Here is a 26,239-nt window from a genome sequence, read left to right as displayed (position 1 = left end):
TGCCCCCGGCGTCAACCTATGCTCGCGCACTGTCTTGCCTGCGGGGTCTCCGATGAAGTTTTCAGCCTTTCTCGCGGCGGCCGCCGTGCTGGTGGCGGCCCCGGTGCTGGCCGCGACCGAAGCGCCGTTCGAGTGGCTTGAGCAGGTCGACAGCGCGCGATCGATGGACTGGGTGAAGGCCGAGAACGCCAGGACCCTGCCGGTGCTGACCGGAGATGCGCGGTTCGCGCCGCTGCAGGCGGACGCGCTGAAAATCCTGTCCGCCAAGGACCGCATCGCGATGCCGACCTTCATCGGCGATCAGGTGTTCAACTTCTGGCAGGACGCCGGCCATGTGCGCGGGATCTGGCGGCGGACGTCGCTGGCCAGCTACCGGACAGCTGACCCGCAGTGGGAGACCGTGCTCGATCTGGACGCCCTGGCGACCGACGAACACGCCAACTGGATCTGGAAGGGCGCCGACTGCCGCCCGGTGACCCATGACCGCTGCCTCGTGGAACTCTCCAACGGCGGCAAGGACGCCGTCGAGATCCGCGAGTTTGACCTGAAATCGAAGGCCTTCGTCGAGGGCGGATTCCGGCTGCCCGAGAGCAAGCAGACGGTCGCGTGGCTTGACCCCGACACCCTGATCCTGACCCGGAACTGGGGACCGGGCACGACGACCGAGTCCGGCTATGGCTTCGTCATCAAGACGTTGAAGCGCGGCCAGACACTGGACCAGGCCGTCGAGGTGTTCCGCGGCGATGGGAAGGACGTCAGCGCCAGCCCGCGTGTCCTGCGCGACGGCAGCGGTCGACAGGTCGTTCTGCTGGAGCGGGGAACGGACTTCTTCCACACCCAGTATTCGCAGCTTGACGCCAACGGCGTGACGCCGCTGTCGCTGCCGCAACGGTCACGCCTCTACGGCCTTGTCGACGGCGACCTGATCTTCTCCATCGAGGAGGACTGGACCCGTCCTCGCTGGAAAGGCGACGACAAGCCGGTGACATTCACGGCCGGCTCCCTGGTGTCGGCGACTCCGTCGGCTCTCAAGCCTCTCAAGGCGAACGAGATTTTCGGCAACGACTGCGACCCCTGCCTGTTGCTGGCCAGCGGGCCGCGGCGGTCGATCGATCAGGTGGCCGTAACGGACCATCGCGTGATCGCCGTCGTCTATGAAAACGTCCGCGCCTCGGTCATGACGTTCGTCGATCGCGGCGAATGGGGCTGGCGGGGCGCCGCCCTGCCGACCATCGAGAATGCCTCTGCCGCCCTGGTGGCGACATCCGACTCGGGCGACCAGCTCTTCTATTCGGTCGATGGCTTCACCACCCCGACGTCGCTGAAGCTGGCCGACGCCGTCGCGGCGACAGCCGAAACGGTGAAAGCCCTGCCCGCCCGGTTCGACGCCTCCGGGTTGATGGTCGAACAACATGAAGCGACGTCGAAGGACGGGACGAAGATCCCCTACTTCATCGTCACGAAGAAGGGTCACAAGCACGACGGCTCCAACCCGACACTGTTGCACGCCTACGGCGGCTTCCAGCTCAGCAAGCTGCCGGTCTACGACCCGATCGTCGGCAAGCTGTGGCTGGAGCGCGGCGGCACCTACGTGGTGGCCAACATCCGCGGCGGCGGCGAGTTCGGTCCCGCCTGGCACGAGGCGGCGCTGAAGGCCAACCGCCAGCGCGCCTATGACGACTACTTCGCGGTCGCCGAGGATCTGATCAGGCGTGGCCTGACCTCACCCCGGCGCCTGGGCGCCTATGGCCGCTCCAACGGCGGCCTGCTGATGGGCGTGGCCATGACCCAGCGACCGGACCTGTGGAACGCGGTGGTCGTGGAGAGCCCGCTTCTGGACATGATGCGCTATCATCTGCTGCCGGCCGGCGCGTCCTGGATCGGCGAATACGGCGACCCGACCATTCCCGAGGAGGCGGCCTGGATTGCGAAATACTCGCCGTTCCAGAACCTCAAGGCCGGGGTGAAATACCCGCTGGCCTACATCACTTGCTCGACCAAGGATGACCGCGTCCATCCGGGTCATGCCCGCAAGTTCGCCGCCATGCTGGCGCAGCTGGGCAGCCCCTATCTCTACTACGAGAACACCGATGGCGGTCACGCCAACGGGGCCGATCCCACCGCCAACGCCCGGCGCTGGGGGATGCACTACACCTATCTCACCCGCCAGTTGATGGACTGAGTATGCGCACCTTTCTGATGGCCCTGACCATGACCGCCGCCGCCTTTACCGCTTCCGCCGCCCCCGCGCCCACGCCCGAGGATCCCTTTACCTGGATGGAGGAGATCGAGGGGACCCGCGCGCTGGACTGGGCCCGGGCCGAGAACGCCCGGTCCCTGCCGGTGCTGGAGTCCGACGCGCGATACGCCGGTCTGCACCAGGCGGCGCTGGACATCGTCAACGCCAAGGACCGCATCCCGGGCGTCGGTTTCAGCGGCGACGGCACGCTGGGCAACTTCTGGCAGGACGCAACCCATGTGCGGGGCATCTGGCGCCGCACCTCGCTGGACAGCTTCCGCAAGGACGAGCCGGTCTGGGAGACGGTGCTGGACTTCGACGCCCTGGCGAAGGCCGAGGGCAAGAACTGGGTCTACAAGGGCTCGACCTGCCTGGCGCCCGACGACCGCTACTGCCTCGTCCAGCTGTCCGACGGCGGCAAGGACGCGGTGACGCTGCGCGAGTTCGATACCGTGACCAGGACCTTCGTCGACGGCGGCTTTGCCTCGCCGGACGGCAAGCAGAACGTCACCTGGCTGGACAAGGACACCCTGCTGATCGCCCGCGACTGGGGCGAGGGCACGATGACCAAATCGAGCTACCCCTATGTGCTCAAGGCCTGGAAGCGCGGCACGCCGCTGGCCTCGGCGACCGAGGTATTCCGCGGCACGGTTGACGATGTGGCCGTCTCCGCGTTCGTTCTCCGCGACGCCGACGGCGTGGCCCAGGCAACGATGATCTCGCGGGGCGTCAGCTTCTTCGAGAGCGAGACCTATCTGCTGACCGACAAGGGGCCGGTCCGGCTGCCCTTCCCGCTGAAGAGCTCGATCCAGGGTCTGGTCGGCGGCAAGCTGGTGTTCTCCGTCGAGGAGGACTGGGCCGCCCAGGGCCTGAAGCAGGGCGATCTGGCAGCGTTCGATCTGGCGGCCTTCAAGGCTGACCCGAACGCGGCGCGCGCAACGCTGATCCTGCGACCGACAAAGGCCCAGGCAATCGAGGACGTCGGCATCACCCGCAACCGGCTGGTTGTCGGCCTGCTGGAAAACGTTACCGGCAAGGCGCTGGTCTTCACCCCGGGCGACAAGGGCTGGACCAGCCGGCCGCTCGACCTGCCCGCCAATGTGACCATCGCGGTCGGCTCGGCCTCGGACCGTGACGACAAGGTCTTCTTCAGCGTCGCGGGCTATCTGACCCCGAGCACCCTGTGGCTGGCCGACGCCGCCACCGGCAAGCTGGAGACGCTCAAGTCCCTGCCGCCCAAGTTCGACGCCAGCAAGGACGTCGTCGAACAGTTCTGGGCCACGTCGAAGGACGGGACCAAGGTCCCCTACTTCGTGGTGCGGCCAAAGGACCTGAAGTTCGACGGAACCGCCCCGACCCTGCAGTACGCCTATGGCGGCTTCCAGGTGTCGCAGCGGCCCGGCTATTCGGCGACGGTCGGCAAGCTGTGGCTTGAGCGCGGCGGCGTCTATGTCGTGGCCAACATCCGCGGCGGCGGCGAGTTCGGTCCGGCCTGGCACGAGGCGGCGCTGAAGGCCAACCGCCAGCGCGCCTACGATGACTTCTTCGCCGTGTCCGAAGACCTGATCGCCCGCAAGATCACCAGCCCACGCCATCTGGGCATCGTGGGTGGGTCAAACGGCGGCCTGCTGATGGGCGTGGCCCTGACGCAGCGGCCCGAGCTGTACAACGCCGTGGTCATCCAGGTGCCGCTGTTCGACATGCTGAACTACACCCACATCGGCGCGGGCGCGTCGTGGGTCGGCGAATATGGCGACCCGGCGATCCCGGCCGAGCGCGCCTGGATCGCCGCCTACGACCCCTACAGCAACCTGAAGGCCGGCAAGCCCTACCCGCAGGTGTTCATCGAGACCTCGACCAAGGATGACCGGGTGCACCCGGCTCACGCCCGCAAGGCCGGGGCGCGGCTGGAAGCGCTGGGCTACAGCTTCCTCTATTACGAGAACATCGACGGCGGGCACTCGGCGGCCGCCAACCTCGGCGAGACGGCGAGGCGGGTGGCGCTGGAGTACACGTACCTCAGCCAGCGGCTGATGGACTGAGGTCTTCAAGATGCTCCCACTTCGGGGGAGCTGTCGGCGAAGCCGACTGAGGGGGTCCGCTCAGACGCCGACCTCGGGCGACCCCCTCCGTCCCTCCTTCGCCCTGCGGGCTTCGGAGGGCCACCTCCCCCGATGGGGAGGATTTCTAGGCCCGGTCCACCGCCGCCGCGGCGGCGTCCAGTGCATCACAGATCGACTCGATCTGTTGCTTGGTCAGCGCGCCGCCCGTGGTCTTGAGCTTGAGCGCGTTGCGCAGGTTGTCCCGCGCCCGCAGGATCTGCGGCGAGAAGGCGGTGCTGGCCGCGGCGGCCTCGGCCATGCGCTGGAAGATGCCGGCCGTCTGGCCCTCGTTGGACCGCAGGTGCGCTTCGCCCTCCGGGGTGATGGTGTAGAGTTTGCGCCCGCCGGCCGCGTCGGCGGCGGTGACGAAGCCCATTTCCTCAAGCCAGGTCAGGGTCGGGTAGACCACGCCGGGGCTGGGCGAATAGGCCCCGCCGGCGCGTTCCTCGACTTCCTTGATCAGTTCGTAGCCGTGGCGCGGCTGGTCGGCGATCATCCGCAGGATGACCAGCTTGAGGTCCCCATGGTCGAAGAACCGGCCGAAGCGGCCGCCGCGACCCATGTGACGCCCGTGGTGTCCGCCGAAGCCGTGACGGCCGAAGCGTTCGTGTTTGTGGTGGTGAAAGCCAAAGTGGCGATGCATATCTGATCCTTTCTAGATATATCGGAATCTTAGATATATCGGATCGGCGCGGAGTCAATACCGATATATCGAATTGTATCTGAAAAGATCTAGCGGCGCAGAACCGCGCGGGCGGTCATTCTGCAGAGCGCCTTGACGCTGTCGCGCCAGGCGGCCTCGCTGCGGACCTCATGCTTGAGGCCGCTGGCCAGCAGCGCCAGGGTCCTGCCGAAGTCCGCCGCGTCTTCAAACGCCGCCAGATCGATCTGGCCGGCCGCCGCCGCTTCGGAGGCGCGGGCCGCAAGCGTCGCGGCAAACCCGGCGTCCAGCTCGGCGACCATGCTGGCGGTCAGGGCCGCGTCGACCGACATGAGTTCCGCCCCGTGCGGCGAGGCGTGGAGCAGTGTGTAGAAGGTCAGATCCTTGGCCAGGATGGTGGCCTCGAGGTTGGCGGCGAAGTCGACGTCCGGCGACCATGCGGCCTGGGCGCCGTTCAGCGCCTCGACCTTCAGGTGGTCGGCGAGCGCATTGAACAGGGCCGGCTTGTTCTCGAACCACAGATAGAGCGAAGGCCGGGACACCCCGGCCTCCCTGGCGATGTCGGCCATGCTGGCGCGCTGGTAGCCGTAGCGCGCAAAGACCACGAGCGCGGCATCGAGCGCCCGGATCCGGTTCAGGTCTGACAAATTAGACATTTAATGCACAATATGTCAGATTGCGAACCTGCTGGATAGGGAGATGAACCATGGCGGATCGTGGACTCGTGCTGGTGACAGGCGGCTCAGGCTATATCGCCGGCTTCTGTATCGCACAGCTTCTCAATGAGGGCTGGCGGGTGCGGACGACCGTTCGGTCGCTGACGCGCGAGGCGGGGGTTCGGGAAGCCCTGACGGCCATCTGCCGACCCGACGAACGACTGACCTTCGCGGCCGCCGATCTAAATTCGGACGCCGGCTGGCCGGAGGCCGTCGCCGGATGCGACTACGTCCTGCATGTCGCTTCGCCGCTTCCGACCAGCAATCCGAAGGACGACGACGAGCTGGTCCGACCGGCCCGGGACGGCGCGCTGCGCGTGCTCAAGGCGGCCCGCGACGCCGGCGTAAAGCGTGTGGTGATGACCGCCTCGACGGCGGCGGTCTGCTACGGCTACGGCAGCCGCGACAAGCCCTACACCGAGGAAGACTGGTCCGATGAGACCAACCGCAAGGATACCTCGGCCTATGAGCGGTCCAAGACCATCGCCGAACGCGCCGCCTGGGCATGGCACAAGGCCGAGGGCGACAAGCTCGAGCTGACGACCATCTGCCCGGGCGCGGTGCTGGGACCCGTTCTGGGCTCCGACTTCTCGGCCTCGATCGAGATCGTGCGCAAGCTGCTGAAAGGAGAGCTTCCGGGTCTGCCGCGCTTCGGCTGGCCGCTGGTCGATGTCCGGGACATCGCCGACCTGCACGTCCGCGCCATGACCAGCGCCGCCGCGCCGGGCCAGCGTTACCTCGGCGCCGGTGACTTCCTGTGGATGCGCGACATCGCGAAGATCCTGAAGGACAACCTGCCGAAGGACTCGAAGAAGGTCCCGACCAACGCCGTGCCCAACTGGGTTATCCGGATGGCGGCGATGTTCGATCCGCTGGTGCGCGACCGACTGTTCGAACTGGACAAGCACCGGCCGGTGTCATCCGCCAAGGCGATCTCGCAGCTGGGCTGGTCGCCAAGATCCAACGAGGCAATGATTCTGGACACGGCCCGCAGCCTGATCGGCCACGGACTGGTTTAACGTCACACGCCGCGCAGCACTTCCGCCAGCATCCGGCCTTCGTTGGCCCGGCTGCTGCCCGCGCGCCAGGCGACGACGATCTCGCGGGTGGGGTGATCGGCCTGCAACGGCCGGGTGGTGACGCCGACGTGCTCGGTCAGGCCGGCGTTCACCGCCATCGCGGGAAGGAAGGAGACGCCCAGCCCCGAGCCGACCATCTGCACCAGCGTCGGCAGGGAGGTGGCGGCGAAGGTCTCCTCGTTGGTCGACTTGGGCGGCTCCAGCCCGCAGGCGGCCAGGGCATGGTCGCGCAGGCAATGGCCGTCCTCGAGCAGGATCAGGTCGCGGGGCGCGAGGTCCTCGGGATTGACCCGGGTCTGTTTCAGGATCGGATGGCCGTCCGGTGCGGCGGCCAGCAGTTCGTCATCTTCGACATGGGCCCAGGCGAGGCCGGTCATGTCATAGGGCAGCGCGATCAGGGCCGCGTCCAGGGCGCCGGCCTTGAGGGCGGCGATCAGCCGGTGGGTCAGGTCTTCGCGCAGGAACAGCCGCAACCTGGGGAACTGCTCGCGCAGCACCGGCAGCGCCCGCGGAAGCAGGAAGGGCGCGACCGTGGGAATGACGCCGAGCCGGAACCGGCCCGTCAGGGGCTGGCCGGCGCCCTGGGCGGCCTGCACCAGATCATCGGCCTGTTCGAGGATCACCCGCGCGCGGCGCACGGCCTCCTCGCCGGCGGCGGTGAACAGGACTCCTGACCGGGCGCGGTCGACGACCGGCGCGCCGAGAATCTTTTCCAGTTCGGCGATGCCGGCCGACAGGGTCGGCTGGGTGACATGGGCCGCCTCGGCCGCCCGGCTGAACGAGCCATGGTCGGAGAGGAGCTTGAGATACTGCAGCTGTCGGATCGTCGGGAGCATGACGACAAGATAGCTCCGCTCTATCGACTCGGAAAGAACAATCAATTGGCCCTATAGCGAGGCCGCGCCTATCTCTCCCTCACAGCCGGACGACATCCCGCCTCCCCGCGGCGTCCGGTCCCATTCGATCCAGGAGAGACACAGTATGTACGGCGTTGGTCAGAAGCTTCCCGAGTTCAAGATCGTCGGCGTGAAGCCCGGCTTCATGCGTCACGAGGAGAACGGCGAGAGCGCGTTCGAAACCCTCACCAACGCCAGCTTCGACGGCAAGTGGAAGGTCATCTTCTTCTACCCGAAGGACTTCACCTTCGTCTGCCCGACCGAGATCGCCGAGTTCGCCCGCCTGGGCAAGGAATTCGCCGACCGCGACGCGGTGGTGCTGGGCGGCTCGACCGACAACGAGCACAGCAAGCTCGGCTGGCGCCGCGAGCACCCCGATCTGCACAAGCTGCCGATCTGGAGCTTCGCCGACAACAGCGGCAAGTTCGCCCGCGCCCTGGGCGTGCTCGATGAAGAGGAAGGCGTGGCCCAGCGCGCGACCTTCGTCGTCGACCCGCACGGCACGATCCAGCACGTCTATGTCACCAACCTGAACGTGGGCCGCGCGCCGGCCGACACCCTGCGGGTGCTCGACGCGCTGCAAACCGACGAGCTGTGCCCCTGCAACCGCGCGGTCGGCGGCGACACCCTCGACCTGGCCGCCTAGGCCAGCCCCCACACGCGGCCCCTGCCCCCCAGGGCCGCGTCGACCGGGAGCTCCGCGCGCGTTCAGTCCCTCCGGCTGGCGCGGGGCTCCCGGCCCTTCCTCCTCCGACATTGCGAGACCATCATGTCCCTCGACGCCCTGCGTGAGGCGCTGCCCGCCTACGCCAAGGATATCAGCCTGAACCTGTCCTCGCTGGCCGGCGAGACCCTGCTGACCGACCAGCAGAAGTGGGGCGCGTTTGTCGCCTCGGCCCATGCGGTGGGCGTGCCCGCCGTCGTGCGCAACATCGAAGCCGCCGCCCGCGCCGCCGGGCTGGGCGACGAGGCCCTGAACGCCGCCAGGGGCGCCGCGGCCATCATGGCGATGAACAACGTCTACTACCGGTCGCTGCACCTGATGAAGAACAAGGAGTACGCGACCCTGCCCGCGCGGCTGCGCATGAACCTGCTGGCCAATCCGGGCGTGGACAAGGTCGACTTCGAGCTCTGGTCGACGGCCGTCTCGGCGGTCAACGGCTGCGGCATGTGCCTCGACGCCCACGAGGCCGAGCTGAAGAAGCACGGCGTTCCGAACACAGCCGTTCAGGCGGCGCTGCGGATCGCGGCGGCGGTCAACGCGGCCAGCCGCGTGATCGCGGGCGAGATGGCGGCGGCGGCCTGATCCGGGATGCTCCCCCCTTGGGGGAGCTGGCAGGCCAAAGGCCTGTCTGAGGGGGTCACCCGGGACCGGAGCGGACCCCCTCCACCACGCTGCGCGTGGTGCCCCTCCCCCGGTGGGGGAGGATCTAGGGAGCTGGCTTCCCCGTCTCCACATAGGCCTTGAGCCGGCCAAGCTGTTCGCCGACGACGCCGTCGATGCCGGCCGCGTAGCCGACGATCTCCGGCCGGGCGCCGCCGACGTTGAAGGTCTCCACCACCTCGGTCTTGCCGTCGGCGGTCGCCTTCAGCGTGAAGGTCAGGGCCGCCGAGACACCTTCGCCCTGCAAGGGTCCGAGGGGCGCGCTGACGCGAAGCGTCTGGCCCGGCATGACCATCACGACCTCGCCATGCTTGACGCCGCCGCCCTTGGGCAGGACCTCGCAGAAGCAGCCGCCCGGCGTCAGCGGCATGGTCATGTTGGCGCTGTCGCCGGAATAGCTGTGCTCGCCGTTCCACCATTTGCCGACCTGACCGAGCGCGGCCCAGACCTTGTCCGGCGAGGCGGCGATGGTCGCGCGGTTCTCCAGCCGGAAGCCGGCGGCCCAGGTCTGTTTGACCTCGGCCTGGGCCGGCGCGGCGGCAAACAGCGCGAAGGCGGCGACACCAGCGAGTGCGAATTTCATTAGATGGTCCCCCAAGTCGGCGATCAGCCTATCGGGCGGAACGGCGGTCTCTCAAGTTAACTCGCGGTCAGGCCGCCTCGAACGCCAGCGGCTCGCCCCAGAAGGTCGCGACCAGGCCATTCTGCGGTCCCGGCGCGCCGGTGGTCAGGAAGCGGCGCAGGCCGGTTCCGCCGGCGATGTATTCCGGATGACGTTCCATGTAGCGGCCGAGCGCCTCGGCGGTCGCGCCGGGCTGATGGATCAGAGGCGTGCCGGGCGGCAGGGCGTCACGGAACAGGTCGGCGACGATCTCGTAGTGGGTGCAGCCCAGCACGGCCCGGTCCGGATGACGACCGATGCGCCGCCGCAGGGCGTCGACGTGGCCGGCGATCACGGTCGCCAGGTCGGCATGGTCGGCATTGTCCTCGATCATGCGGGCAAGGTTCGGACAGGGTTCCGAGAAGACGGCCAGGTCCTGTTTGCGCTTGTCGATCTCGATCTCGAAGACCCGGCTGCTCGCCGTCCCCGGGGTCGAGAAGACCCCCAGGACGTCGACCTTGGTCACCTGCTCGCCGCGACGCTCGGCCTCATGTTCCCAGGGCAGACCGGTGGCCGCCTCGATGGTCGGGACGATGATGCCCAGCACGTTCAGCGCCCGACCCGTCTCGCGGCGATAGCCCGGCAGCCAGGTCTGCTGCAGGCGGCGCAGGGCGATGGCCGAGGCCGTGTTGCAGGCCAGCACGACCAGGCTCGCGCCCTCGTCGAACAGGCGAATACAGCCGGCCCGGGTCAGGTCGACGATCTCCTCGCCGGGCCGCCCGCCGTAGGGCGCGTTGGCCTGGTCGGCGAGATAGACGAAGTCGGCCGAGGGGAACCGCTCGACGAGCGCACGGTGGACGGTGAGGCCGCCCACGCCGGAATCGAAGACGCCAATGGACATGGAATCGCCTTTAGCGCTCCGCCCGCGAGGCGTCCATGCGGCGCATTACAGCCCGTTCATGTGACGGATGGGCAAAAAGGGGGATAGGGTCCCCGCAAACCGGACTTCGGGAGAACCCTCCGTGCATCGTCGTACCTTTCTCGCCACCACCGCGGCCGCCGCGGCGATGAGCTCTGTCTCGGGCAGCGCGCTCGCCGCCACGGGCAATCCGTTGTTGCCGCCCTTCGCCGGACCGCACGGCGGCGTCCCGCCTTTCGACCGCATCAAGACCACGGATTTCGCCCCGGCGCTCGACGAGGCCATCGCCATCAACCGCAAGGAAATCGCTGCGATCGTGGCCAACCCGGCGGCCCCGAACTTCGCCAACACCATTCTGGCGATGGAGAACGCCGGCCGTGAGCTGACCCGCACCGCCGTGATCATGGGCGTCTACACCTCGACCATGAGCGACAAGCCGATGCAGGCGGTCGAGCAGGAACTGACTCCGAAACTGGCCGGCTACGGCGACGAGGTGACCCAGAACCAGGCCCTCTTCAACCGGGTGAAGGCGGTCTACGCGACCCGGGAGACCGCCGGCCTGACGGCCGAGCAGCAGCGGCTGGTGTGGCGCTACTACCAGAACTTCGCCCGCCAGGGCGCGGCCCTGAGCCCAGCGGCCAAGACCCGTCTCGGCGCGATCAATCAGCGGCTGGCGACCCTCTACACGACCTTCAGCCAGAACGAGCTGGCCGATGAGGAAAACTACACGCTGGTGCTGGGCGAGGGCGACCTGGCCGGCCTGCCGGACTCGATCAAGGCCAACGCCGCCAGCGCGGCCGAGGAAAAGGGCCTCAAGGGCAAGTGGGTGATCACCAACACGCGCTCCTCGATGGAGCCCTTCATCACCTATTCCAGCAACCGCGCCCTGCGTGAGAAGGGCTGGCGGATGTGGATGATGCGCGGCGACAACGGCGACGCGCACGACAACAACGCGGTGATGACCGAGATCCTCAAGCTGCGCGCCGAGAAGGCCGGGTTGCTCGGCTACAAGACCCACGCTCACTGGATCACCGCCGACCAGATGGCCGGCACGCCTGACAAGGCGATGGACCTGATGCTGCGCGTCTGGAAGCCGGCCGTGGCCCGCGTCCATGAGGAAGTGGCGATGATGCAGAAGGTGGCCGACGCCGAGGGCGCGGGCATCACCATCGAGGCCTGGGACTACCGCTATTACCTCGAGAAGGTCCGCCTTGCCGAGTACGACCTCGACCAGAACGAGGTGAAGCCCTACCTGCAGCTGGAGAAGATGCGCGAGGCCATGCACTGGGCCGCGGGCCAGCTCTACGGCTTCAAGTTCACCCAGGTCAGCGGCGTGCCGGTCGTTCATCCCGACGTTCGCGTCTGGGAAGTGACCCGCGGCGGCCAGCGGGTCGGCCTGTGGTACTTCGACCCCTACGCCCGCGCCGGCAAGCAGTCGGGTGCCTGGATGAACGAGTACCGGACGCAGGAGAATTTCGCCGGGAATGTCACGGCGATCGTCTCCAACAACTGCAATTTCATCAAGGGCAAGCCCGGCGAGCCGGTGCTGATCAGCTGGGACGACGCCTCGACGCTGTTCCACGAGTTCGGCCACGCCCTGCACGGCCTGAACTCGGCGGTGCATTACCCGACACTCGCCGGCACGAACGTGGCGCGCGACTTCGTCGAGTTCCCCAGCCAGCTCAACGAGCACTGGCTGCCCACCAAGGAAGTGCTCAACCGTTTCGCGCTGCACTACAAGACCGGCAAGCCGATCCCCGCCGCCCTGGTGGCCAAGATCGACCGCGCCAGCAAGTTCGGTCAGGGCTTCGGCACCGTCGAGTATCTGGCCAGCGCCCTGGTCGACATGAAGGCCCACCTCGCCGGCAGCACGCCGATCGAGCCCCGCGCCTTCGAGAAGGCCACGCTCGCCGAGATCGGCATGCCGAAGGAGATGATCATGCGTCACCGCATGCCGCACTTCGGGCACATCTTCTCGGGCGACGGCTATTCGGCCGGCTACTACGACTACATCTGGGCCGACACCCTGACCGCCGACGCGGCCGAGGCGTTCGCCGAGGCGCCGGGTGGCTTCTACGACAAGGCGACCGCCAAGCGGCTGCACGACAGCATCATGAGCGTGGGCAACACCATCGACGCGGGCGAGGCCTTCCGCCGCTTCCGCGGCCGGGACGTCGACACCAGCGCCCTGATGCGCGACCGGGGCTTCCCGGTCGCCTGATTGCGTGGTTCGAGACGCGCCCCCGGTCGGGGGCGCTCCTCACCATGACGGGCCCTGGCGTTCGTCATCCTGAGGAGCGGCGAAAGCCGCGTCTCGAAGGACGCACTCAGCCCGAAGTCGCTCTGCTCTTCATCCCGAGGATGGCCGCTATCACCGCCCCGGCGACCGTGTAGCCCACCAGCTGGATGATGATCGCCGCGTGGGTGAAGGCCGGCGGGTAACCGTACCAGATCAGGTTCGAGCCATTGGTCGCGACCGCGACCAGCCCCCCGACCGCCACGGCCGCCGCGACGCGCGCGCCGAAATTCGACACCGCCAGGATCGAGATCAGCCAGGCCAGGACCAGAGTCTGGAAAATCTCCAGCGCCAGTTCCTTGCCGATGTAGGGCCCCATCGCCGTGTCACGGCCGGGTGGGTGGTAGACCAGCAGGCCCGAGGCTTCCTTGGCGGTGCGCTCTTCCATCGTCTTGCGGGCGGCCGCGTCCTCGGACTTGGTCCCGTTGCCCGAGCCCGGGAAGATATAGAGGCCGTCCTTGTCACCCAGCGCACCTTGAAGCGTGGCGATGACGGGCGCGTCGTTCGGAATTTCCTGAACTCCCATCTGGCCCAACGGCAGGGCGGTGTGGGCCAGCGATGTCCAGATAAACATGGCGATGCCGCCCAGCAGGCCGGCGATAAGCAGTCTTCCCATAGTCGGATCTCCCCCAGAGATTGAAAACGGTACTGGGCGGGAGGCTATGCCCATGGCGCGGGGCCGTCGAGCCGGACTCGCGCGGCTTGATTTCCCACCCTTTTCCGCCCATAAGGCCGGCCTTCCGGCGCAGATGCAGTTCAGCGCCCTCTACCGTCACGACCCCTGACAGACGCAAGTCGGGACGAGGACGGCGAGGCCCCCCGTCGACGTGATCGTCCACGGGGGCGAATTGCGTTTGGGCTTCACGACCTGGGACGACGGTTCAGAACACGATGTTCGAAGGCCTTACAGAACGACTTGGCACTGTCTTCGACCGGCTCTCCGGTCGCGGGGTGCTGGGCGAAAAGGACATCGACGAGGCGCTGCGCGAGGTTCGCGTCGCCCTGCTCGAGGCCGACGTCGCCCTGCCGGTGGTCAAGGACTTCATCAGCAAGGCTCGCGAGGACGCGCTGGGCGAGGCGGTCATCCGCTCGATCCGCCCGGCCGACCAGGTGGTCAAGATCGTCTATGACGGTCTGGTCGAGATGCTCGGCGGCGAGGAGCCGACCGGCCTGCAGCTGGCGCTGAACCCGCCGTCGGTCATCCTGATGGCTGGTCTGCAGGGCTCGGGCAAGACGACCACCTCGGCCAAGCTGGCCCTGCGCCTGACGAAGATGGACCGCCAGAAGGTCCTGATGGCCTCGCTGGACACCCGCCGCCCGGCCGCCATGGAGCAGCTGGCGACGCTGGGGACCCAGATCGGCGTCGACACCCTGCCGATCGTGGCCGGCCAGTCGGCCGTCGACATCGCCAAGCGCGCGCTGCAGGTGGCGAAGCTCAGCGGCTACGACGTGGTCATCCTCGACACCGCCGGCCGTACGACGCTGGACGAACAGATGATGAGCGAGGCGGCGCAGATCGCGCAGATCGCCTCGCCGACCGAGACCCTGCTGGTCGCCGACAGCCTGACCGGTCAGGACGCCGTGCGCACGGCCAAGGCCTTCCACGACCGCCTGCCGCTGACCGGCCTGATCCTGACCCGCGCCGACGGCGACGGGCGCGGCGGCGCGGCCCTGTCGATGCGGGCCGTCACCGGCCTGCCGATCAAGTTCCTCGGCGCCGGCGAAAAGGTCGAGGCGCTCGACGTGTTCGACGCCCGTCGCGTGGCCGGCCGCATCCTCGGCCAGGGCGACATCATCGCCCTCGTCGAGAAGGCCGCCACCGAGCTGGACCAGGCCAAGGCGGAGGCCACGGCCCGCAAGCTGGCCAAGGGCCAGTTCGACCTGGAGATGATGTCCGACCAGCTGGCCCAGATGGAGCGGATGGGCGGCCTGCAGGGCGTGATGGGCATGCTGCCCGGCGTCGGCAAGATGAAGCAGCAGATCGCCGAAGCGGGCATGGACGACAGGATGATCAAGCGCCAGCGCGCGATCATCGGCTCGATGACCAAGACCGAGCGCAAGAAGCCCGACATCCTGGCCGCCTCGCGCAAGCGTCGCATCGCGGCCGGCGCCGGGGTGGATGTGGCCGAGGTCAATCGCCTGCTCAAGCAGCACCGCCAGATGGCCGACGCCATGAAGATGATGACCCGCAACGGCGGCGCCGGCTTCGCGCGCATGGCCCAGATGCTGGGTGGCGGCGGCATGGACCACCTCAAGAGCATGGGCGGCGGCAAGGCCGCCCAGCCCGATCCAGAACAGCTGCGTCAGCAGCTGGAGAAACTCCAGGGCGGCCTCGGCGGCTCCGGAACCGGCATTCCGGGACTCGGCGGCGGCCCCGCCCTGCCCCCCGGCTTCAATCCCTTCAAGAAATAAGATCAGACCAGAGGACTACCGATAATGCTGAAGATCCGTCTCGCCCGTGGCGGCGCCAAGAAGCGCCCCTACTACTCGATCGTCGTCGCCGACAGCCACTCGCCCCGCGACGGCCGCTTCATCGAGAAGGTCGGCACCTACAACCCGCTGCTGCCGAAGGACGGCCCGACGCCGCGCGTCACGCTGAAGCTCGAGTCGATCCAGGCCTGGATCGCCAAGGGCGCCCAGCCGACCGACCGCGTCGCGCGCTTCCTCGCCGCCGAAGGCATCGGCCAGTGGGCCCACGGCAACAACCCGAACAAGGGCAAGCCGGGCAAGAAGTCCGAAGAACGCGCCGCCGAGCGCGCCCAGCGTGAAGTCGACCGCGCCGCCGCCGCCGCCGAGCTGGCCGCCAACCCGCCGGCCCCCGAGCCCGAGCCTGAAGTCGAAGCTCCGGTCGAGGCCGCTGCCGAGGAAGCCGCGCCTGAAGCTGCTGCCGAAGAAGCCCCCGCCGCTGAAGCTGCTCCTGCTGAAGAAGCCGCTCCGGAAGCCGCCGCTGAAGAGGCTCCGGCCGATGAAGCCGCCGCTGAAGAAACGGCCGAAGGCTAGCCCAAACCTCGTCATCCTCGCCCTTGTGGCGAGGATCCCTTGTTCAGCCGCAACAGCGACTCTTCAGCTTGACGCGTTCGGAACGCGTCGAGAGGGATCCCGGGCACGAGGCCCAGGATGACGACGGTGGTGAAAGGCGACCATGAGCACTGACCGCATGATCGCTGTCGGCCGCGTCGCGGGCGCCTTTGGCGTCCGGGGCGAGGTGCGGATCACCGCTTTTACCGAAGAGCCCCTGGCGCTGGCCCGCTTCCGCGAGCTCAGGCGCCAGGACGGCTCGGCAGCCCTGACCATCCTGTCGGGCCGCGACGCCAAGGGCAGCCTCATCTGTCGCTGCGCCGGCGTCGAGACCAAGGACCAGGCCGACGCCCTGCGCGGCCTGGTCCTGTTCATCCCGCGCGAGGCCCTGCCCGCGCCCGATGAAGACGAATTCTATCTGGCGGACCTGATCGGTCTGACCGTGCTCACGCCCGAGGGAGAGACCCTGGGTCTGATCAAGTCTGTGCAGGACTTCGGCGCCGGCGACATCCTCGAGATCACCCCCGCCGAGGGCGGCCCGACCTGGTACCTCGCCTTCACCCGCGACACCGTGCCGACGGTGGACATCGCCGGGGGCCGGGTAATGGTCGTGCGGCCCACCGAGGTCGTGGCCGAGGAAGAGTAGCGGGGACACCTACCTTCGGTACATGCCCCCGTCCCTCTCCAACATGAAGCCCAGACAACAACGGTCTCCGAACCCGTTCAGAAAGCGCGGCCTAGCGTGTTTCCAACGAGAGGAGACACGCCGTGCAACGCCACGTTCTCATGGACTTCGCCGCTTCAGGCTTGATGGCCGGCACGTCGGCCATGGCGCTCGCGGCCCCGCCGGTTCCGGCCTTCGCGCCGCCGGCCGCCTGGAGCCCGCCCGCCGTTGAGGCCGGGGTCGCGCTCCGCCAGTTGCCAGGCGGCATCGGCTATCTGAACCCCGAGACCCTCTGCGCCTCAGGGCTGGTGGAGGCCCTGATGGACCTGGCCGACAGCCATGCGCTGATCCTCGATCTGCGGACCCACGCCGGCGACCCGGCCGATGCGTTGCTGCTCGGCCACCTCGCCTGGCGGCCGATGCCGATGGCGACCCTTCAAAGACTGCCTGACGGGGCAGCCCTGACCAGCTGGACGGGTCGGGCGACCGTGCCGGACGGTGGCCCGCACTTTCCGGAAGCGCCCCTGTTCGTGCTGATCGACGAGACCTCGCCGCTGCCGGCCCAGGCCTTGGCCTATGACCTGCGGATGGCCGGACGGGCGGTGATCATCACAGGCGAGGACGCCCTGACGCTGGCCTGGCGGCAGGCGCTGAGAAGCAGGGCGTAGAGCGGGGACACGTACCTTCGGTACATGTCCCCGTCTTTCAGACCTTCACCCGCATCAGGCATTCCTGCGCCACCGAGGCCGCGAGCACGCCGTCCTGGGTATACATCTCGCCGCGGATGAAACCCCGGCCCTGGGAGGTCGAGGGGCAGTCCTGGTCGAACAGGTGCCAGTCGTTGAAGTTGGTCGGGCGGTGGAACCACATGGCGTGGTCCAGGCTGGCCGACTGCATGCCCCTGGTCCGCCATGTCAGGCCGTGGACCCGCAGGGCGGTCTCCATGAAGGCCATGTCCGAGGCGTAGGCCAGCGCCGCCTGCTGAAGCTTGATCGAGTCGCCGATCGGGGCCTTGGCCCGCAGCCAGACCTGCTTGCGCGGCGGCTTTGCCACGGGCTTGAACATGTTCTGGGGATCGGGCCAGCGCACCTCGACCGGGCGGCGCTTCATGTGCTCGATCATCGCGGCAGGCATATCCCGGTTCTCGGCCAGGGCCTGTTCCATCTCGGTGGCCACCGAGTCCGGCGACGGGTGGGCCGGCATCGGCGACTGGTATTCAAAGCCCTCCTCGGCCACCTGGAAGGAGGCCGCGAGGTTGAAGATCTGCTCGCCGTTCTGGATCGCCACCACCCGGCGGGTGGTGAAGCTGCCGCCGTCGCGGGCGCGGTCGACCTGATAGAGCACCGGAATGCGCACATCGCCCGGCCGGATGAAGTAGGCGTGCAGGCTGTGGCAGACCCGGTCCTCGACCGTTTCGTAGGCGGCCATCAGCGCCTGGGCGATGACCAGGCCGCCGAAGATCCTCGGGAAGCCGTCGTTGGGCGACCGCCCCCGGAACAGATTCAGCTCGATTGGCTCAAGGGCCAGGGTCTCGATGAGGTTTTCGCTCTCTTCCATGGACCCGGAATAGGCCGGTGGCGACGGGCGGGCAAGTCACCCGCCCCCGCCTTGTCGCCGCCATAAGGGACGGTGCACTCTGGCGTCCTCGTGGAGACCCGCCCGTGTACCTGATCCTTGCCGCCGCCTCGTCCGTGTTGCTCGCCCCGGCCCCTCCGCAGGCGGCCGGCCTGGCCTATTCCGAGGCCTATGCCCGCGCCGAGCGCTACGAGCAGACGGACAACGGCGCCGAGCTGTACCGGACCAGGGTGCTTCACCCCTGGCTGATGCCGAACCTGCCCCGGGTTCTCGGCCTCTGCGCGCCGCGCCCCAGACCCGCCGACCTTCCGCTCTTCACCATCGTGCTCAGCTTCAAGAACGGGAAGCTCGACGCCCTGCTGCCGGACAGCGACCACCCGATCGCGCAGTGCCTGGTCAAACAGATGACGCCGATGCTCTGGCCCGCGCCGCCATTCGACGACTTCGCGGAAGAACTGCATTTCGATCTGAGGGATGAGGCGCAGTAAACCTGACGGCCCCGTCCGCGCGGTAGGCAATCGGGGCGTCAACGGCTAAGACGCGCGCCATGCCGTTCACCGCCACCGTCCTGACCATGTTTCCGGAGGCTTTCCCCGGGCCGCTCGGCGTGTCGCTGATCGGCACGGCCTGGCGCGAGCAGGACCTGTGGCGCCTTGAAACAGTGGACATTCGCGCCTTTTCCAAGGATAAGCGCGGCTTCCTCGACGACACCCCCGCGGGTGGCGGTCCTGGACAGGTGATGAAGGCGGACGTGATCGCGGCGGCTCTCGACAGTGTCGACGTCGCGGGACGGCCGCTTTTGTACATGAGCGCCCGGGGTCGGCCCCTGACCCAGGCGCGGGTGAAACAGTGGGCCGAGGCGCCGGGGATCATCGTCCTCTGCGGCCGGTTCGAGGGGGTGGACCAGCGGGTGCTCGACGCCCGGGGGTTCGAGGAGGTCTCCGTCGGAGACGCGGTGCTCGCCGGTGGCGAGGCGGCGGCGATGGTGGCGATCGAGGCGTGCGTTCGTCTGGTTCCGGGAGTGCTCGGTCAGGCGGCCTCACTGAGTGAAGAGAGTTTCGAGGACGACCTCCTCGAGCATCCGCAGTTCACCAGACCGCGGACGTTCGAGGGCCGGGACATCCCCGAAGTGTTGCTGGGCGGCGACCACAGGAAGGTCGCGGCGTGGCGGCAGGAAATGCGTGAGACGACGACCCGCGAGCGGCGGCCCGACCTCTGGGACCGCTACCTCGCCAACCGACAACCAAAGGGCATCCCCAGCAAGTAGGGGGCAAGCCCAACGAAAAAAGGACTGACCAATGGCCGCGAACATCATCAAGGAATTGGAGAAGGCCGAGAGCGAACGCCTCGCCGCCCTCCGCACCACCCCCGATTTCCAGCCGGGCGACACCGTCCGGGTGAACGTGAAGATCAAGGAAGGCGAGCGCGAGCGCGTCCAGGCCTACGAAGGCGTCTGCATCGCCCGTCAGGGCTCGGGCCTCCACGAGAGCTTCACCGTCCGCAAGATCAGCTTCGGCGAAGGCGTTGAGCGGGTGTTCCCGACCATGTCGCCGATGATTGAAAGCATCGAAGTGAAGCGTCGCGGCGTCGTCCGTCGCGCCAAGCTCTATTACCTGCGCGATCGTCGCGGCAAGTCGGCGCGCATCGCCGAACGCCAGACCGCCCGCAAGGAAGCCGGCCCGGCCGTCGAGGAATAGTCTCCTCCGGCGCCTGCTGACTGGATTGAGCCCCGGATCGCAAGGTCCGGGGCTTTTTCGTTGTGGGATCGTGCGTCCTTCGAGACGCGGACCTGAGGGTCCGCTCCTCAGGATGACGGGTAGGGGTGACCTGGCCTTCTCTACGTCATGGTGAGGAGCGAGCCCTCGGGCGAGCGTCTCGAACCACGCAATCTGTGACCGCCTGCTCATCCCTATGTCCCCCTCGATAACCCCCCAGGTAATTGCGGCGCTGACCGCGACGCCAGACTCTGCGGCCATCGCCCAGAGGAGATGCCCGTGGCCCAGTCACCCGCCGATACTGTCCGTCAGTTCCTCAAGGCCATGGAAGTTCTCGACTACGACGCCGGCCTCACGCTGGTGGCCGACAACTGCGCCTACACAAACCCGCCGCCACTGGGCACGGTGCATGGCCCGGCCGGCGTTCGCGCCGTGCTTGAGCCCTTCTTCGCGCCGACGCTCGAGAACGAGTTCAGGATCCTGCGCGAGTCCTCGGCCGGAAACGTGGTCTTCATGGAGCGGCTCGATCGCCATCGCCTGGCGGAAAAGTGGGTCGAGCTGCCGGTGACCGGCGTGCTCGAGGTCCACGATGGCAGGATCACCTACTGGCGCGACTACTTCGACGCGGAGACGATCCTGTCCCAATGGCCGGCCAACTGAGCGTCGGCGCGGCCGCAAGATCATGCCCGCCGCCGGGTCGGTGGACTAGACGAAGGGGCAAGCCTCGCCCTACATGCCGCCCATGGCTGGCAAGACGCTCTACGACAAGATCTGGGACGCTCACCGGGTGGCGGAGAACGCCGGCGAGACGATCCTCTACATCGACCTGCATCTCATCCATGAGGTGACCACGCCGCAGGCCTTCGCCGGGCTGCGCGCCGAGGGCCGCAAGGTGCGTCGGCCGGACCGGACGCTGGCGGTGGCCGACCACAATGTGCCGACCGAGGGCCAGGCCCTCGGCGTCGGCGCCGTGGCCGACGAGGAGGCCCGGCTGCAGCTGCAGACGCTGGCCCGCAACGTCGCCGAAGCCGCCATCGAGTTCTTCCCGATGGGCGACATCCGCAACGGCATCGTCCACGTGGTCGGGCCCGAGCAGGGCCGCACCCAGCCGGGCATGACCATCGTCTGCGGCGACAGCCACACCTCGACCCACGGCGCCTTCGGGGCCCTGGCCCAGGGCATCGGCACGAGCGAAGTCGAGCACGTGCTGGCCAGCCAGACCCTGCGCCAGCAGAAGTCGAAGAACATGAGGGTGACGATCAACGGCAAGCTGTCGCCCGGCGTCACGGCCAAGGACATGGCCCTGGCCATCATCGGCGTGATCGGTACGGCCGGCGGCACCGGCCATGTGATCGAGTTCGCCGGCGAGGCCGTGCGCGACCTGTCGATGGAGGGCCGCATGACCCTCTGCAACCTGACCATCGAGGGCGGCGCCCGCGCGGGTCTGGTGGCCCCGGACGAGAAGACCTTCGCCTATCTGATGGGCAAGCCCGCCGCGCCGAAGGGCGCCGCCTGGGACATGGCCGTAGGCTACTGGAAGACACTGTTCACCGAGGCCGACGCCGTCTTCGACCGCGAGGTGGTGCTGGACGGACCGTCGATCGCGCCGACCGTGACCTGGGGCACCAGCCCCGAGGACGTCGTGCCGATCACCGGCAACGTGCCCGACCCGTCGACCTATGACACGCCGGACAAGAAGGCCGCCGTCGAACGGGCGCTGGAGTACATGGGCCTGACCGCCGGCCAGCCGATCACCGACGCCCGCATCGACCGGGTCTTCATCGGCAGCTGCACCAACAGCCGCATCGAGGACCTGCGCGCCGCCGCCGCCGTGGCCCAGCAGGCCTTCCTCGAGGGCCGTCTGGTCGCCGACCATGTGAAGGCGATGGTCGTGCCGGGCTCGGGGCTGGTGAAAGAGCAAGCCGAGGAAGAGGGGCTGGACGCCATCTTCAAGGCCGTCGGTTTCGACTGGCGCGAGCCGGGCTGCTCCATGTGCCTCGGCATGAACCCTGACCGCCTGGCGCCGGGCGAACGCTGCGCCTCGACCAGCAACCGCAACTTCGAAGGCCGTCAGGGCCGGGGCGGCCGCACCCATCTGATGAGCCCGGCCATGGCCGCGGCGGCGGCGATCGCGGGCCATATCGTCGACGTGAGGGATTTCCTGTGACCATCAACGCCCTCGATCACATCGCCATGGTCGTGAACGACCTCGACGCGGCCGCGGCCGGCTACAGCCGTCTGTTCGGCCGCACGCCGAACTGGCGGGGGACCATGCACGGCGCCAGCCATGTCTGGTTCCAGCTGGGCAACACGGCGCTCGACGTCATCGCGCCAACCGGCGACGGCCCGGTCGGCGACGGCATCCGCGCCCGCATCGCCAGCCATGGCGAGGGGCTCTGGGCCCTGTCGCTAAGCACGCCGGAACTGGCGGCGGAGCGCAAGCGGCTCGAGCGGCTGGGCATTCCGACCTATGAGCGGACCGAGGTCTCGACCAACCCGGAGACCGGCGCGACCCGCGAATGGGTCACGGCGGCGATGCGCACCAAGTCGACCCACGGCGCCAACCTGATCCTCGTGGAGAACAAGCCCGACGCCGCGCCCTGGCCGGAAGCCGAGGCCGGCGACGCCGCCGTGACCGGCCTAGACCATGTGGTCGTCAACACGCCGGATCCCGAACGCGCCGCGGCTCTCTATGGCGCGCGGCTGGGTCTGGACATGAAGCTGGACCGCTCCAACCCCGACTGGGGCACGCGGCTGATGTTCTTCCGCCTCGGCGACCTGGTGGTCGAGGTAGCGCACAGCCTGAAGGCCGGCGTCTCCGACGGGCCGGACGCGCCGTGGGGTCTGACGTGGCGGGTCGCCGACGTGGCCGCCAGCCACGCGCGGCTTGTCGCCGCCGGCGGTCAGGTCTCGGAGGTCCGCGTGGGCCGCAAGCCCGGCACCTCAGTGTTCACAGTCAGGGACGCCCCGGGCGGTGTTCCCACCCTCGTCATCGGACCGCAGGCATGAAGCCCTTCACCCGCCTCGACGCCCGCGCCGCGCCGCTGGGCCTCGCCAACGTCGACACCGACCAGATCATCCCCAAGCAGTTCCTCAAGACGGTCGACCGCGAGGGGCTGGCCAAGGGGCTGTTCTACGACTTCCGCTTCGATGAGCAGGGCCGCGAGAAGAGCGGCTTCGTGCTCAACGACCCGGCCTACAAGGGCGCCCAGATCCTTATCGCGGGCGATAATTTCGGCTGCGGGAGCTCGCGCGAGCATGCGCCCTGGGCGCTGCAGGATTTCGGCATCCAGTGCGTGATCTCGACCAGTTTCGCCGACATCTTCCGTGGCAACTGCCTGAACAACGGTCTGCTGACCGTTGAGCTGAAGCCCGAGGAAATCCAGGCGCTGATGGACGAGGCCAAAGGCGGCAACCACCTGTTCTCGGTCGATCTGGAGACGCAGACGGTCACGGCCCCGTCGGGTGCGACGTTCAGCTTCGCCATCGACAAGGACCGCAAGCACAAGCTGCTCAAGGGCCTGGACGCCATCGGCGAGACCCTGCAGCACGGCGTGGATATCGACGTCTTTGAATCGAAGGCGGCCCTGAGCCGCCCCTGGCTGGAGCGCGCATGATCCTGATCGTCGGAACGGTCCGGCTGCCGCCGGAGAACATCGCCAAAGCCCGCCCGGCCATGGAGGCCATGGTCACGGCCAGCCGGGCCGAGGACGGCTGTCTCGAATACGCCTATTCCGAGGACCTGCTGGTTCCGGGCCTCGTCCGCGTGACCGAGGTCTGGCGGGACCGCGAGGTCCTGAAGGCCCACTTCCAGACCACCCACATGGCCGCCTGGCGCGCCGTGTTCCCCGACCTCAACATCACCGACCGCGACCTGTCCCTCTACGAGGCGGGTGAGCCCGAGCCGATCTAGAGTTTCCATGTCCCAGACCCTGCTCCTGCTGCCCGGCGACGGGATCGGCCCCGAGGTGATCGCCCAGGTGCGCCGCGTGGCGGCGGCCCTGACGCCCGACCTGGCGCTCGACGAGCGCGACTTCGGCGGCATCAGCTACGACCGCCACGGCGTCCCGATCACGGAAGAAGCCATCGTCACGGCCCTGGCCAGCGACGCGGTGCTGATGGGCGCCGTGGGCGGACCGCAGTGGGCCGGCAACCCGCGCGACAAGCGGCCGGAGATGGGCCTGCTCGGCCTTCGCAAGGCCATGGACGTCTACGCCAACCTCCGGCCGGCCCTCTGCTTCGACGCCCTTGCCGACGCCTCCAGCCTCAAGCGCGAGCTGGTCGCCGGGCTGGACATCATGTTCGTCCGTGAACTGACGGGCGGCGTCTACTTCGGCCAGCCTCGCGGCATCGAGACCCTGCCGGACGGCCAGCGCCGCGGCTTCGACACCCAGGTCTACACCACCAGCGAGATCGAGCGGGTCAGCCGGGTGGCGTTCGAACTGGCGCGCGGCCGTCGCAACAAGGTCCATTCGCTGGAGAAATCCAACGTCATGGAGTCCGGCCTGCTCTGGCGCGAGGTGGTTACCGACCTGCACAAGCGCGACTACGCCGACGTCCAGCTCGAGCACATGCTGGCCGACAACGCGGCCATGCAGCTGGTTCGCCAACCGACCCAGTTCGACGTCCTGCTGACCGATAATCTGTTCGGCGACGTGCTGTCCGATGCGGCGGCGCAGCTCACAGGGTCGCTCGGCATGCTGCCGTCGGCGGCGCTGGGCGCGGCCGGCGCACCGGGCCTGTACGAGCCGATCCACGGTTCGGCCCCCGACATCGCCGGCAAGGGCGTGGCCAATCCGCTGGCGGCCATCCTGTCGTTCGAGATGGCCTTGCGCTGGTCGTTGAACCGTCCGGCCGAAGCCGGCCGGCTGTTCGCCGCCGTCGAAGCGGCGCTGGCCGCAGGCGCCCGCACGCGGGATCTCGGCGGAACACTGTCGACCGTCGAGATGGGCGACGCGGTGCTGAAGGCGCTGTAGCCTGCGGGCATGACCACCGCCGACGCCGACTACGAGACCCGCGCCCGAAGCGAGCTTGAGGCCTGGCGGGCGGCGATGCTGGCCGAGCCTTCGAAGTTCGCCAGGGCGACCAAGGGCCTGCAGATGCAGGTCAACCGGATGATTCCGGAAAAGATCCACGCCGCCGTGACCACGGTCATCGAGCAGATGACCCGCGGCATCCTGGCCGGCTCGGACTTCACCGGCGGCGCGCCGCTGGCGTCCGGGTCGCTGGAGGACCGCGAGACGCGCGCGCGCCAGGCGATCAAGAGCTATCGCAACGTCGCCAGCGTCGAGGGCGGGGCCACCGGGGCCGGCGGCTTCCTGCTGGCGGCGGCGGACTTCCCGGCGCTGATCGCCATCAAGATCAAGCTGCTGTTCGAGATCGCCACGCTCTATGGCCACGACACCGGCGACTGGCGTGAGCGGCTCTACATCCTGTCGATCTTCCAGCTGGCCTTTTCAGGCGCCGACCACCGCAAGGACGTCTACGGCGCGATGGTCGAGGGTCGCGCCCCGGCCTCGCCGGAGGACTTCGACTGGCGCCGGTTCCAGCAGGAGTACCGCGACTACATCGACCTGGCGAAGCTGGCGCAGCTGTTGCCGGTCGTCGGCGCGCCGATCGGGGCGATCGTCAACTGGCGGCTGGTCGAACAGCTCGGCGAGACGGCGATGAACGCCTACCGCCTGCGCTGGTTCAGCCGCTGACGCTCCGATTTTCTTCGGCCCGATGCCGGGTCGATGTGGCAGAGTTCCTGCATGACCGACGAGGCGCGTGAAAAGATATGGATCTGGCCGACCGCCGCCCTGCTCTGGGGCGCGGCCGAGGGCTTCCTGTTCTTCATCGTGCCGGATGTACTGATCAGCTACGTCGCGCTGAAGCATGGGCTGAGGGCCGCCGCCGTCGCCTGTCTGCTGGCCGCCATTGGCGCGGGCCTCGGTGGGGCTGCGATGTACGGCTGGAGCGCCCGCGATCCTGGCGCGGCGCTGAAGGCCGTGAGCGCCGTACCGGCGGTCTCGACCAGCATGATCGTCCACGCCAGCGTCGACATGGACCGCGAGGGCTGGTTCGCCGCCGCCCTCAAGGGTCCGGTGACCAGCACGCCGTTCAAGGTCTATGCCCTGCTCGCCCCTTCAAAGGGCGCCGGCCTGCCCGGTTTCGCATTGGCGGCCCTGCCCATACGCCTGCCGCGCTTTCTCCTGGTCGCCTTGGGGTTCTCGATCCTGCGCTACTTCATCGGGGGCAGAATTGACGCGCGTTTCCTCATGTCGGGCTTCACGGGAGGGTGGCTGCTCTTCTATGTGTGGTTCTGGGCCAGTCATACAGGCTAAGGCCCTTGCAATAAGTTGACGCGGGCGTCATTTTCCTGCGCGGACCCC

28 protein-coding genes are annotated in these 26,239 nt (G+C 68.2%); 21 read left to right on the top strand and 7 right to left on the bottom strand.

What is annotated here, in order from left to right; all coding sequences use genetic code 11:
• Positions 1-52: 52 nt before the first annotated feature.
• Together ACODSL_RS13835 and ACODSL_RS13830 are read left to right on the top strand one after the other, a co-directional pair.
• Entirely contained in the window at positions 53-2,182 is a 2,130-nt protein-coding gene (locus ACODSL_RS13835) for a prolyl oligopeptidase family serine peptidase (RefSeq protein ID WP_488901278.1), read from the top strand.
• A 2-nt stretch (positions 2,183-2,184) separates the two neighbouring features.
• Positions 2,185-4,281 carry a prolyl oligopeptidase family serine peptidase gene (locus ACODSL_RS13830; RefSeq protein WP_488901277.1) on the top strand — a complete coding sequence of 699 codons (2,097 nt, stop codon included), beginning with the start codon at positions 2,185-2,187 and terminating at the stop codon, positions 4,279-4,281.
• A gap of 145 nt (positions 4,282-4,426) precedes the next feature.
• On the opposite strand, the gene ACODSL_RS13825 is transcribed toward ACODSL_RS13830, so the two are convergent.
• Both ACODSL_RS13825 and ACODSL_RS13820 read right to left on the bottom strand, forming a co-directional pair.
• Positions 4,427-4,984 carry a PadR family transcriptional regulator gene (locus ACODSL_RS13825; RefSeq protein WP_488901276.1) on the bottom strand — a complete coding sequence of 186 codons (558 nt, stop codon included), beginning with the start codon at positions 4,982-4,984 and terminating at the stop codon, positions 4,427-4,429.
• 89 nt (positions 4,985-5,073) lie between these two features.
• Positions 5,074-5,658, bottom strand: a complete 585-nt coding sequence (locus tag ACODSL_RS13820; RefSeq protein ID WP_488901275.1) for a TetR/AcrR family transcriptional regulator — start codon at positions 5,656-5,658, stop codon at positions 5,074-5,076.
• Between the two features lie 50 nt (positions 5,659-5,708).
• On the opposite strand from ACODSL_RS13820, the gene ACODSL_RS13815 reads away from it, so the two are divergent.
• On the top strand, positions 5,709-6,737 hold the full coding sequence (locus ACODSL_RS13815; protein ID WP_488901274.1) for an SDR family oxidoreductase: 1,029 nt from the start codon (positions 5,709-5,711) through the stop codon (positions 6,735-6,737).
• A gap of 2 nt (positions 6,738-6,739) precedes the next feature.
• Here the strand turns inward: ACODSL_RS13815 and ACODSL_RS13810 are convergent, their stop codons facing one another.
• On the bottom strand, positions 6,740-7,633 hold the full coding sequence (locus ACODSL_RS13810) for a hydrogen peroxide-inducible genes activator (protein ID WP_488901273.1): 894 nt from the start codon (positions 7,631-7,633) through the stop codon (positions 6,740-6,742).
• Between the two features lie 145 nt (positions 7,634-7,778).
• Between ACODSL_RS13810 and ACODSL_RS13805 the strand changes: the two genes are divergently transcribed.
• Both ACODSL_RS13805 and ahpD read left to right on the top strand, forming a co-directional pair.
• Entirely contained in the window at positions 7,779-8,339 is a 561-nt protein-coding gene (locus ACODSL_RS13805; RefSeq protein WP_488901272.1) for a peroxiredoxin, read from the top strand.
• A gap of 123 nt (positions 8,340-8,462) precedes the next feature.
• Positions 8,463-8,999 (top strand): alkylhydroperoxidase, AhpD family, encoded by a 537-nt coding sequence (gene ahpD / locus ACODSL_RS13800; protein ID WP_488901271.1) that lies wholly within the window; start codon positions 8,463-8,465, stop codon positions 8,997-8,999.
• 124 nt (positions 9,000-9,123) lie between these two features.
• Here ahpD and ACODSL_RS13795 read toward each other — a convergent pair whose 3' ends face one another.
• A complete protein-coding gene (locus tag ACODSL_RS13795) occupies positions 9,124-9,660 on the bottom strand; it encodes an SRPBCC family protein (RefSeq protein ID WP_488901270.1) in 537 nt (178 codons plus the stop codon).
• 67 nt (positions 9,661-9,727) lie between these two features.
• On the bottom strand, positions 9,728-10,579 hold the full coding sequence (locus ACODSL_RS13790) for a glutamate racemase (protein WP_488901269.1): 852 nt from the start codon (positions 10,577-10,579) through the stop codon (positions 9,728-9,730).
• A gap of 121 nt (positions 10,580-10,700) precedes the next feature.
• Between ACODSL_RS13790 and ACODSL_RS13785 the strand changes: the two genes are divergently transcribed.
• Positions 10,701-12,818, top strand: coding sequence for a M3 family metallopeptidase (locus ACODSL_RS13785; RefSeq protein ID WP_488901268.1), 2,118 nt, complete (start codon positions 10,701-10,703; stop codon positions 12,816-12,818).
• 106 nt (positions 12,819-12,924) lie between these two features.
• Here ACODSL_RS13785 and ACODSL_RS13780 read toward each other — a convergent pair whose 3' ends face one another.
• On the bottom strand, positions 12,925-13,509 hold the full coding sequence (locus tag ACODSL_RS13780) for a hypothetical protein (protein ID WP_488901267.1): 585 nt from the start codon (positions 13,507-13,509) through the stop codon (positions 12,925-12,927).
• A 275-nt stretch (positions 13,510-13,784) separates the two neighbouring features.
• Here ACODSL_RS13780 and ffh point away from each other — a divergent pair, with 275 nt between their 5' ends.
• From ffh to ACODSL_RS13760, 4 genes are all read left to right on the top strand, one after another.
• Positions 13,785-15,305, top strand: coding sequence for a signal recognition particle protein (ffh, locus tag ACODSL_RS13775; protein WP_488901266.1), 1,521 nt, complete (start codon positions 13,785-13,787; stop codon positions 15,303-15,305).
• 24 nt (positions 15,306-15,329) lie between these two features.
• Positions 15,330-15,893, top strand: coding sequence for a 30S ribosomal protein S16 (gene rpsP, locus ACODSL_RS13770; RefSeq protein WP_488901265.1), 564 nt, complete (start codon positions 15,330-15,332; stop codon positions 15,891-15,893).
• A gap of 142 nt (positions 15,894-16,035) precedes the next feature.
• Positions 16,036-16,557, top strand: a complete 522-nt coding sequence (gene rimM / locus ACODSL_RS13765; RefSeq protein WP_488901264.1) for a ribosome maturation factor RimM — start codon at positions 16,036-16,038, stop codon at positions 16,555-16,557.
• A 122-nt stretch (positions 16,558-16,679) separates the two neighbouring features.
• Positions 16,680-17,243 (top strand): S41 family peptidase, encoded by a 564-nt coding sequence (locus ACODSL_RS13760; protein WP_488901263.1) that lies wholly within the window; start codon positions 16,680-16,682, stop codon positions 17,241-17,243.
• A 37-nt stretch (positions 17,244-17,280) separates the two neighbouring features.
• Here the strand turns inward: ACODSL_RS13760 and ACODSL_RS13755 are convergent, their stop codons facing one another.
• Complete coding sequence (locus ACODSL_RS13755; protein WP_488901262.1) at positions 17,281-18,132, bottom strand: acyl-CoA thioesterase; 852 nt, start codon at positions 18,130-18,132, stop codon at positions 17,281-17,283.
• Between the two features lie 104 nt (positions 18,133-18,236).
• Between ACODSL_RS13755 and ACODSL_RS13750 the strand changes: the two genes are divergently transcribed.
• The 11 genes from ACODSL_RS13750 to ACODSL_RS13700 all read left to right on the top strand — a co-directional run bounded on the left by ACODSL_RS13750 (position 18,237) and on the right by ACODSL_RS13700 (position 26,191).
• The gene (locus ACODSL_RS13750; protein WP_488901261.1) at positions 18,237-18,638 is read left to right on the top strand and encodes a hypothetical protein; all 402 of its coding nucleotides are present in this window, start codon (positions 18,237-18,239) and stop codon (positions 18,636-18,638) included.
• Positions 18,639-18,697: 59 nt separating this feature from the next.
• Positions 18,698-19,417 carry a tRNA (guanosine(37)-N1)-methyltransferase TrmD gene (gene trmD, locus ACODSL_RS13745; protein WP_488901260.1) on the top strand — a complete coding sequence of 240 codons (720 nt, stop codon included), beginning with the start codon at positions 18,698-18,700 and terminating at the stop codon, positions 19,415-19,417.
• 31 nt (positions 19,418-19,448) lie between these two features.
• On the top strand, positions 19,449-19,847 hold the full coding sequence (gene rplS, locus ACODSL_RS13740) for a 50S ribosomal protein L19 (protein ID WP_488901259.1): 399 nt from the start codon (positions 19,449-19,451) through the stop codon (positions 19,845-19,847).
• Positions 19,848-20,144: 297 nt separating this feature from the next.
• A complete protein-coding gene (locus tag ACODSL_RS13735) occupies positions 20,145-20,525 on the top strand; it encodes a limonene-1,2-epoxide hydrolase family protein (protein ID WP_488901258.1) in 381 nt (126 codons plus the stop codon).
• Between the two features lie 82 nt (positions 20,526-20,607).
• A complete protein-coding gene (gene leuC, locus ACODSL_RS13730) occupies positions 20,608-22,032 on the top strand; it encodes a 3-isopropylmalate dehydratase large subunit (RefSeq protein ID WP_488901257.1) in 1,425 nt (474 codons plus the stop codon).
• Complete coding sequence (locus tag ACODSL_RS13725) at positions 22,029-22,874, top strand: VOC family protein (protein ID WP_488901256.1); 846 nt, start codon at positions 22,029-22,031, stop codon at positions 22,872-22,874. The genes leuC and ACODSL_RS13725 overlap by 4 nt, the downstream gene beginning before the upstream one ends.
• A complete protein-coding gene (leuD, locus tag ACODSL_RS13720; RefSeq protein ID WP_488901255.1) occupies positions 22,871-23,482 on the top strand; it encodes a 3-isopropylmalate dehydratase small subunit in 612 nt (203 codons plus the stop codon). Before ACODSL_RS13725 ends, leuD begins: the two co-directional genes overlap by 4 nt.
• On the top strand, positions 23,479-23,778 hold the full coding sequence (locus tag ACODSL_RS13715; protein WP_488901254.1) for a putative quinol monooxygenase: 300 nt from the start codon (positions 23,479-23,481) through the stop codon (positions 23,776-23,778). Before leuD ends, ACODSL_RS13715 begins: the two co-directional genes overlap by 4 nt.
• Before the next feature lie 7 nt (positions 23,779-23,785).
• A complete protein-coding gene (gene leuB / locus ACODSL_RS13710; protein ID WP_488901253.1) occupies positions 23,786-24,841 on the top strand; it encodes a 3-isopropylmalate dehydrogenase in 1,056 nt (351 codons plus the stop codon).
• 9 nt (positions 24,842-24,850) lie between these two features.
• Complete coding sequence (locus tag ACODSL_RS13705; RefSeq protein ID WP_488901252.1) at positions 24,851-25,567, top strand: EcsC family protein; 717 nt, start codon at positions 24,851-24,853, stop codon at positions 25,565-25,567.
• Between the two features lie 51 nt (positions 25,568-25,618).
• Positions 25,619-26,191 (top strand): hypothetical protein, encoded by a 573-nt coding sequence (locus ACODSL_RS13700; RefSeq protein ID WP_488901251.1) that lies wholly within the window; start codon positions 25,619-25,621, stop codon positions 26,189-26,191.
• Positions 26,192-26,239 lie beyond the last annotated feature (48 nt).

It is taken from the genome of Caulobacter sp. FG121, from assembly GCF_057809815.1.
Note: the sequence above shows the minus strand (reverse complement) of the source record. Positions and strands in the feature narration are given on the sequence as shown.

What these genes read in the sequence shown, in the direction of transcription:
- ACODSL_RS13835 (WP_488901278.1), top strand. Translation starts at nt 53, where the DNA reads ATGAAGTTTTCAGCCTTTCTCGCGGCGGCCGCCGTGCTGGTGGCGGCC.
- ACODSL_RS13830 (WP_488901277.1), top strand. Translation starts at nt 2,185, where the DNA reads ATGCGCACCTTTCTGATGGCCCTGACCATGACCGCCGCCGCCTTTACC.
- ACODSL_RS13825 (WP_488901276.1), bottom strand. Translation starts at nt 4,984, where the DNA reads ATGCATCGCCACTTTGGCTTTCACCACCACAAACACGAACGCTTCGGC.
- ACODSL_RS13820 (WP_488901275.1), bottom strand. Translation starts at nt 5,658, where the DNA reads ATGTCTAATTTGTCAGACCTGAACCGGATCCGGGCGCTCGATGCCGCG.
- ACODSL_RS13815 (WP_488901274.1), top strand. Translation starts at nt 5,709, where the DNA reads ATGGCGGATCGTGGACTCGTGCTGGTGACAGGCGGCTCAGGCTATATC.
- ACODSL_RS13810 (WP_488901273.1), bottom strand. Translation starts at nt 7,633, where the DNA reads ATGCTCCCGACGATCCGACAGCTGCAGTATCTCAAGCTCCTCTCCGAC.
- ACODSL_RS13805 (WP_488901272.1), top strand. Translation starts at nt 7,779, where the DNA reads ATGTACGGCGTTGGTCAGAAGCTTCCCGAGTTCAAGATCGTCGGCGTG.
- ahpD (WP_488901271.1), top strand. Translation starts at nt 8,463, where the DNA reads ATGTCCCTCGACGCCCTGCGTGAGGCGCTGCCCGCCTACGCCAAGGAT.
- ACODSL_RS13795 (WP_488901270.1), bottom strand. Translation starts at nt 9,660, where the DNA reads ATGAAATTCGCACTCGCTGGTGTCGCCGCCTTCGCGCTGTTTGCCGCC.
- ACODSL_RS13790 (WP_488901269.1), bottom strand. Translation starts at nt 10,579, where the DNA reads ATGTCCATTGGCGTCTTCGATTCCGGCGTGGGCGGCCTCACCGTCCAC.
- ACODSL_RS13780 (WP_488901267.1), bottom strand. Translation starts at nt 13,509, where the DNA reads ATGGGAAGACTGCTTATCGCCGGCCTGCTGGGCGGCATCGCCATGTTT.
- ffh (WP_488901266.1), top strand. Translation starts at nt 13,785, where the DNA reads ATGTTCGAAGGCCTTACAGAACGACTTGGCACTGTCTTCGACCGGCTC.
- rpsP (WP_488901265.1), top strand. Translation starts at nt 15,330, where the DNA reads ATGCTGAAGATCCGTCTCGCCCGTGGCGGCGCCAAGAAGCGCCCCTAC.
- rimM (WP_488901264.1), top strand. Translation starts at nt 16,036, where the DNA reads ATGAGCACTGACCGCATGATCGCTGTCGGCCGCGTCGCGGGCGCCTTT.
- ACODSL_RS13755 (WP_488901262.1), bottom strand. Translation starts at nt 18,132, where the DNA reads ATGGAAGAGAGCGAAAACCTCATCGAGACCCTGGCCCTTGAGCCAATC.
- trmD (WP_488901260.1), top strand. Translation starts at nt 18,698, where the DNA reads ATGCCGTTCACCGCCACCGTCCTGACCATGTTTCCGGAGGCTTTCCCC.
- rplS (WP_488901259.1), top strand. Translation starts at nt 19,449, where the DNA reads ATGGCCGCGAACATCATCAAGGAATTGGAGAAGGCCGAGAGCGAACGC.
- leuC (WP_488901257.1), top strand. Translation starts at nt 20,608, where the DNA reads ATGGCTGGCAAGACGCTCTACGACAAGATCTGGGACGCTCACCGGGTG.
- leuD (WP_488901255.1), top strand. Translation starts at nt 22,871, where the DNA reads ATGAAGCCCTTCACCCGCCTCGACGCCCGCGCCGCGCCGCTGGGCCTC.
- ACODSL_RS13715 (WP_488901254.1), top strand. Translation starts at nt 23,479, where the DNA reads ATGATCCTGATCGTCGGAACGGTCCGGCTGCCGCCGGAGAACATCGCC.
- leuB (WP_488901253.1), top strand. Translation starts at nt 23,786, where the DNA reads ATGTCCCAGACCCTGCTCCTGCTGCCCGGCGACGGGATCGGCCCCGAG.
- ACODSL_RS13705 (WP_488901252.1), top strand. Translation starts at nt 24,851, where the DNA reads ATGACCACCGCCGACGCCGACTACGAGACCCGCGCCCGAAGCGAGCTT.
- ACODSL_RS13700 (WP_488901251.1), top strand. Translation starts at nt 25,619, where the DNA reads ATGACCGACGAGGCGCGTGAAAAGATATGGATCTGGCCGACCGCCGCC.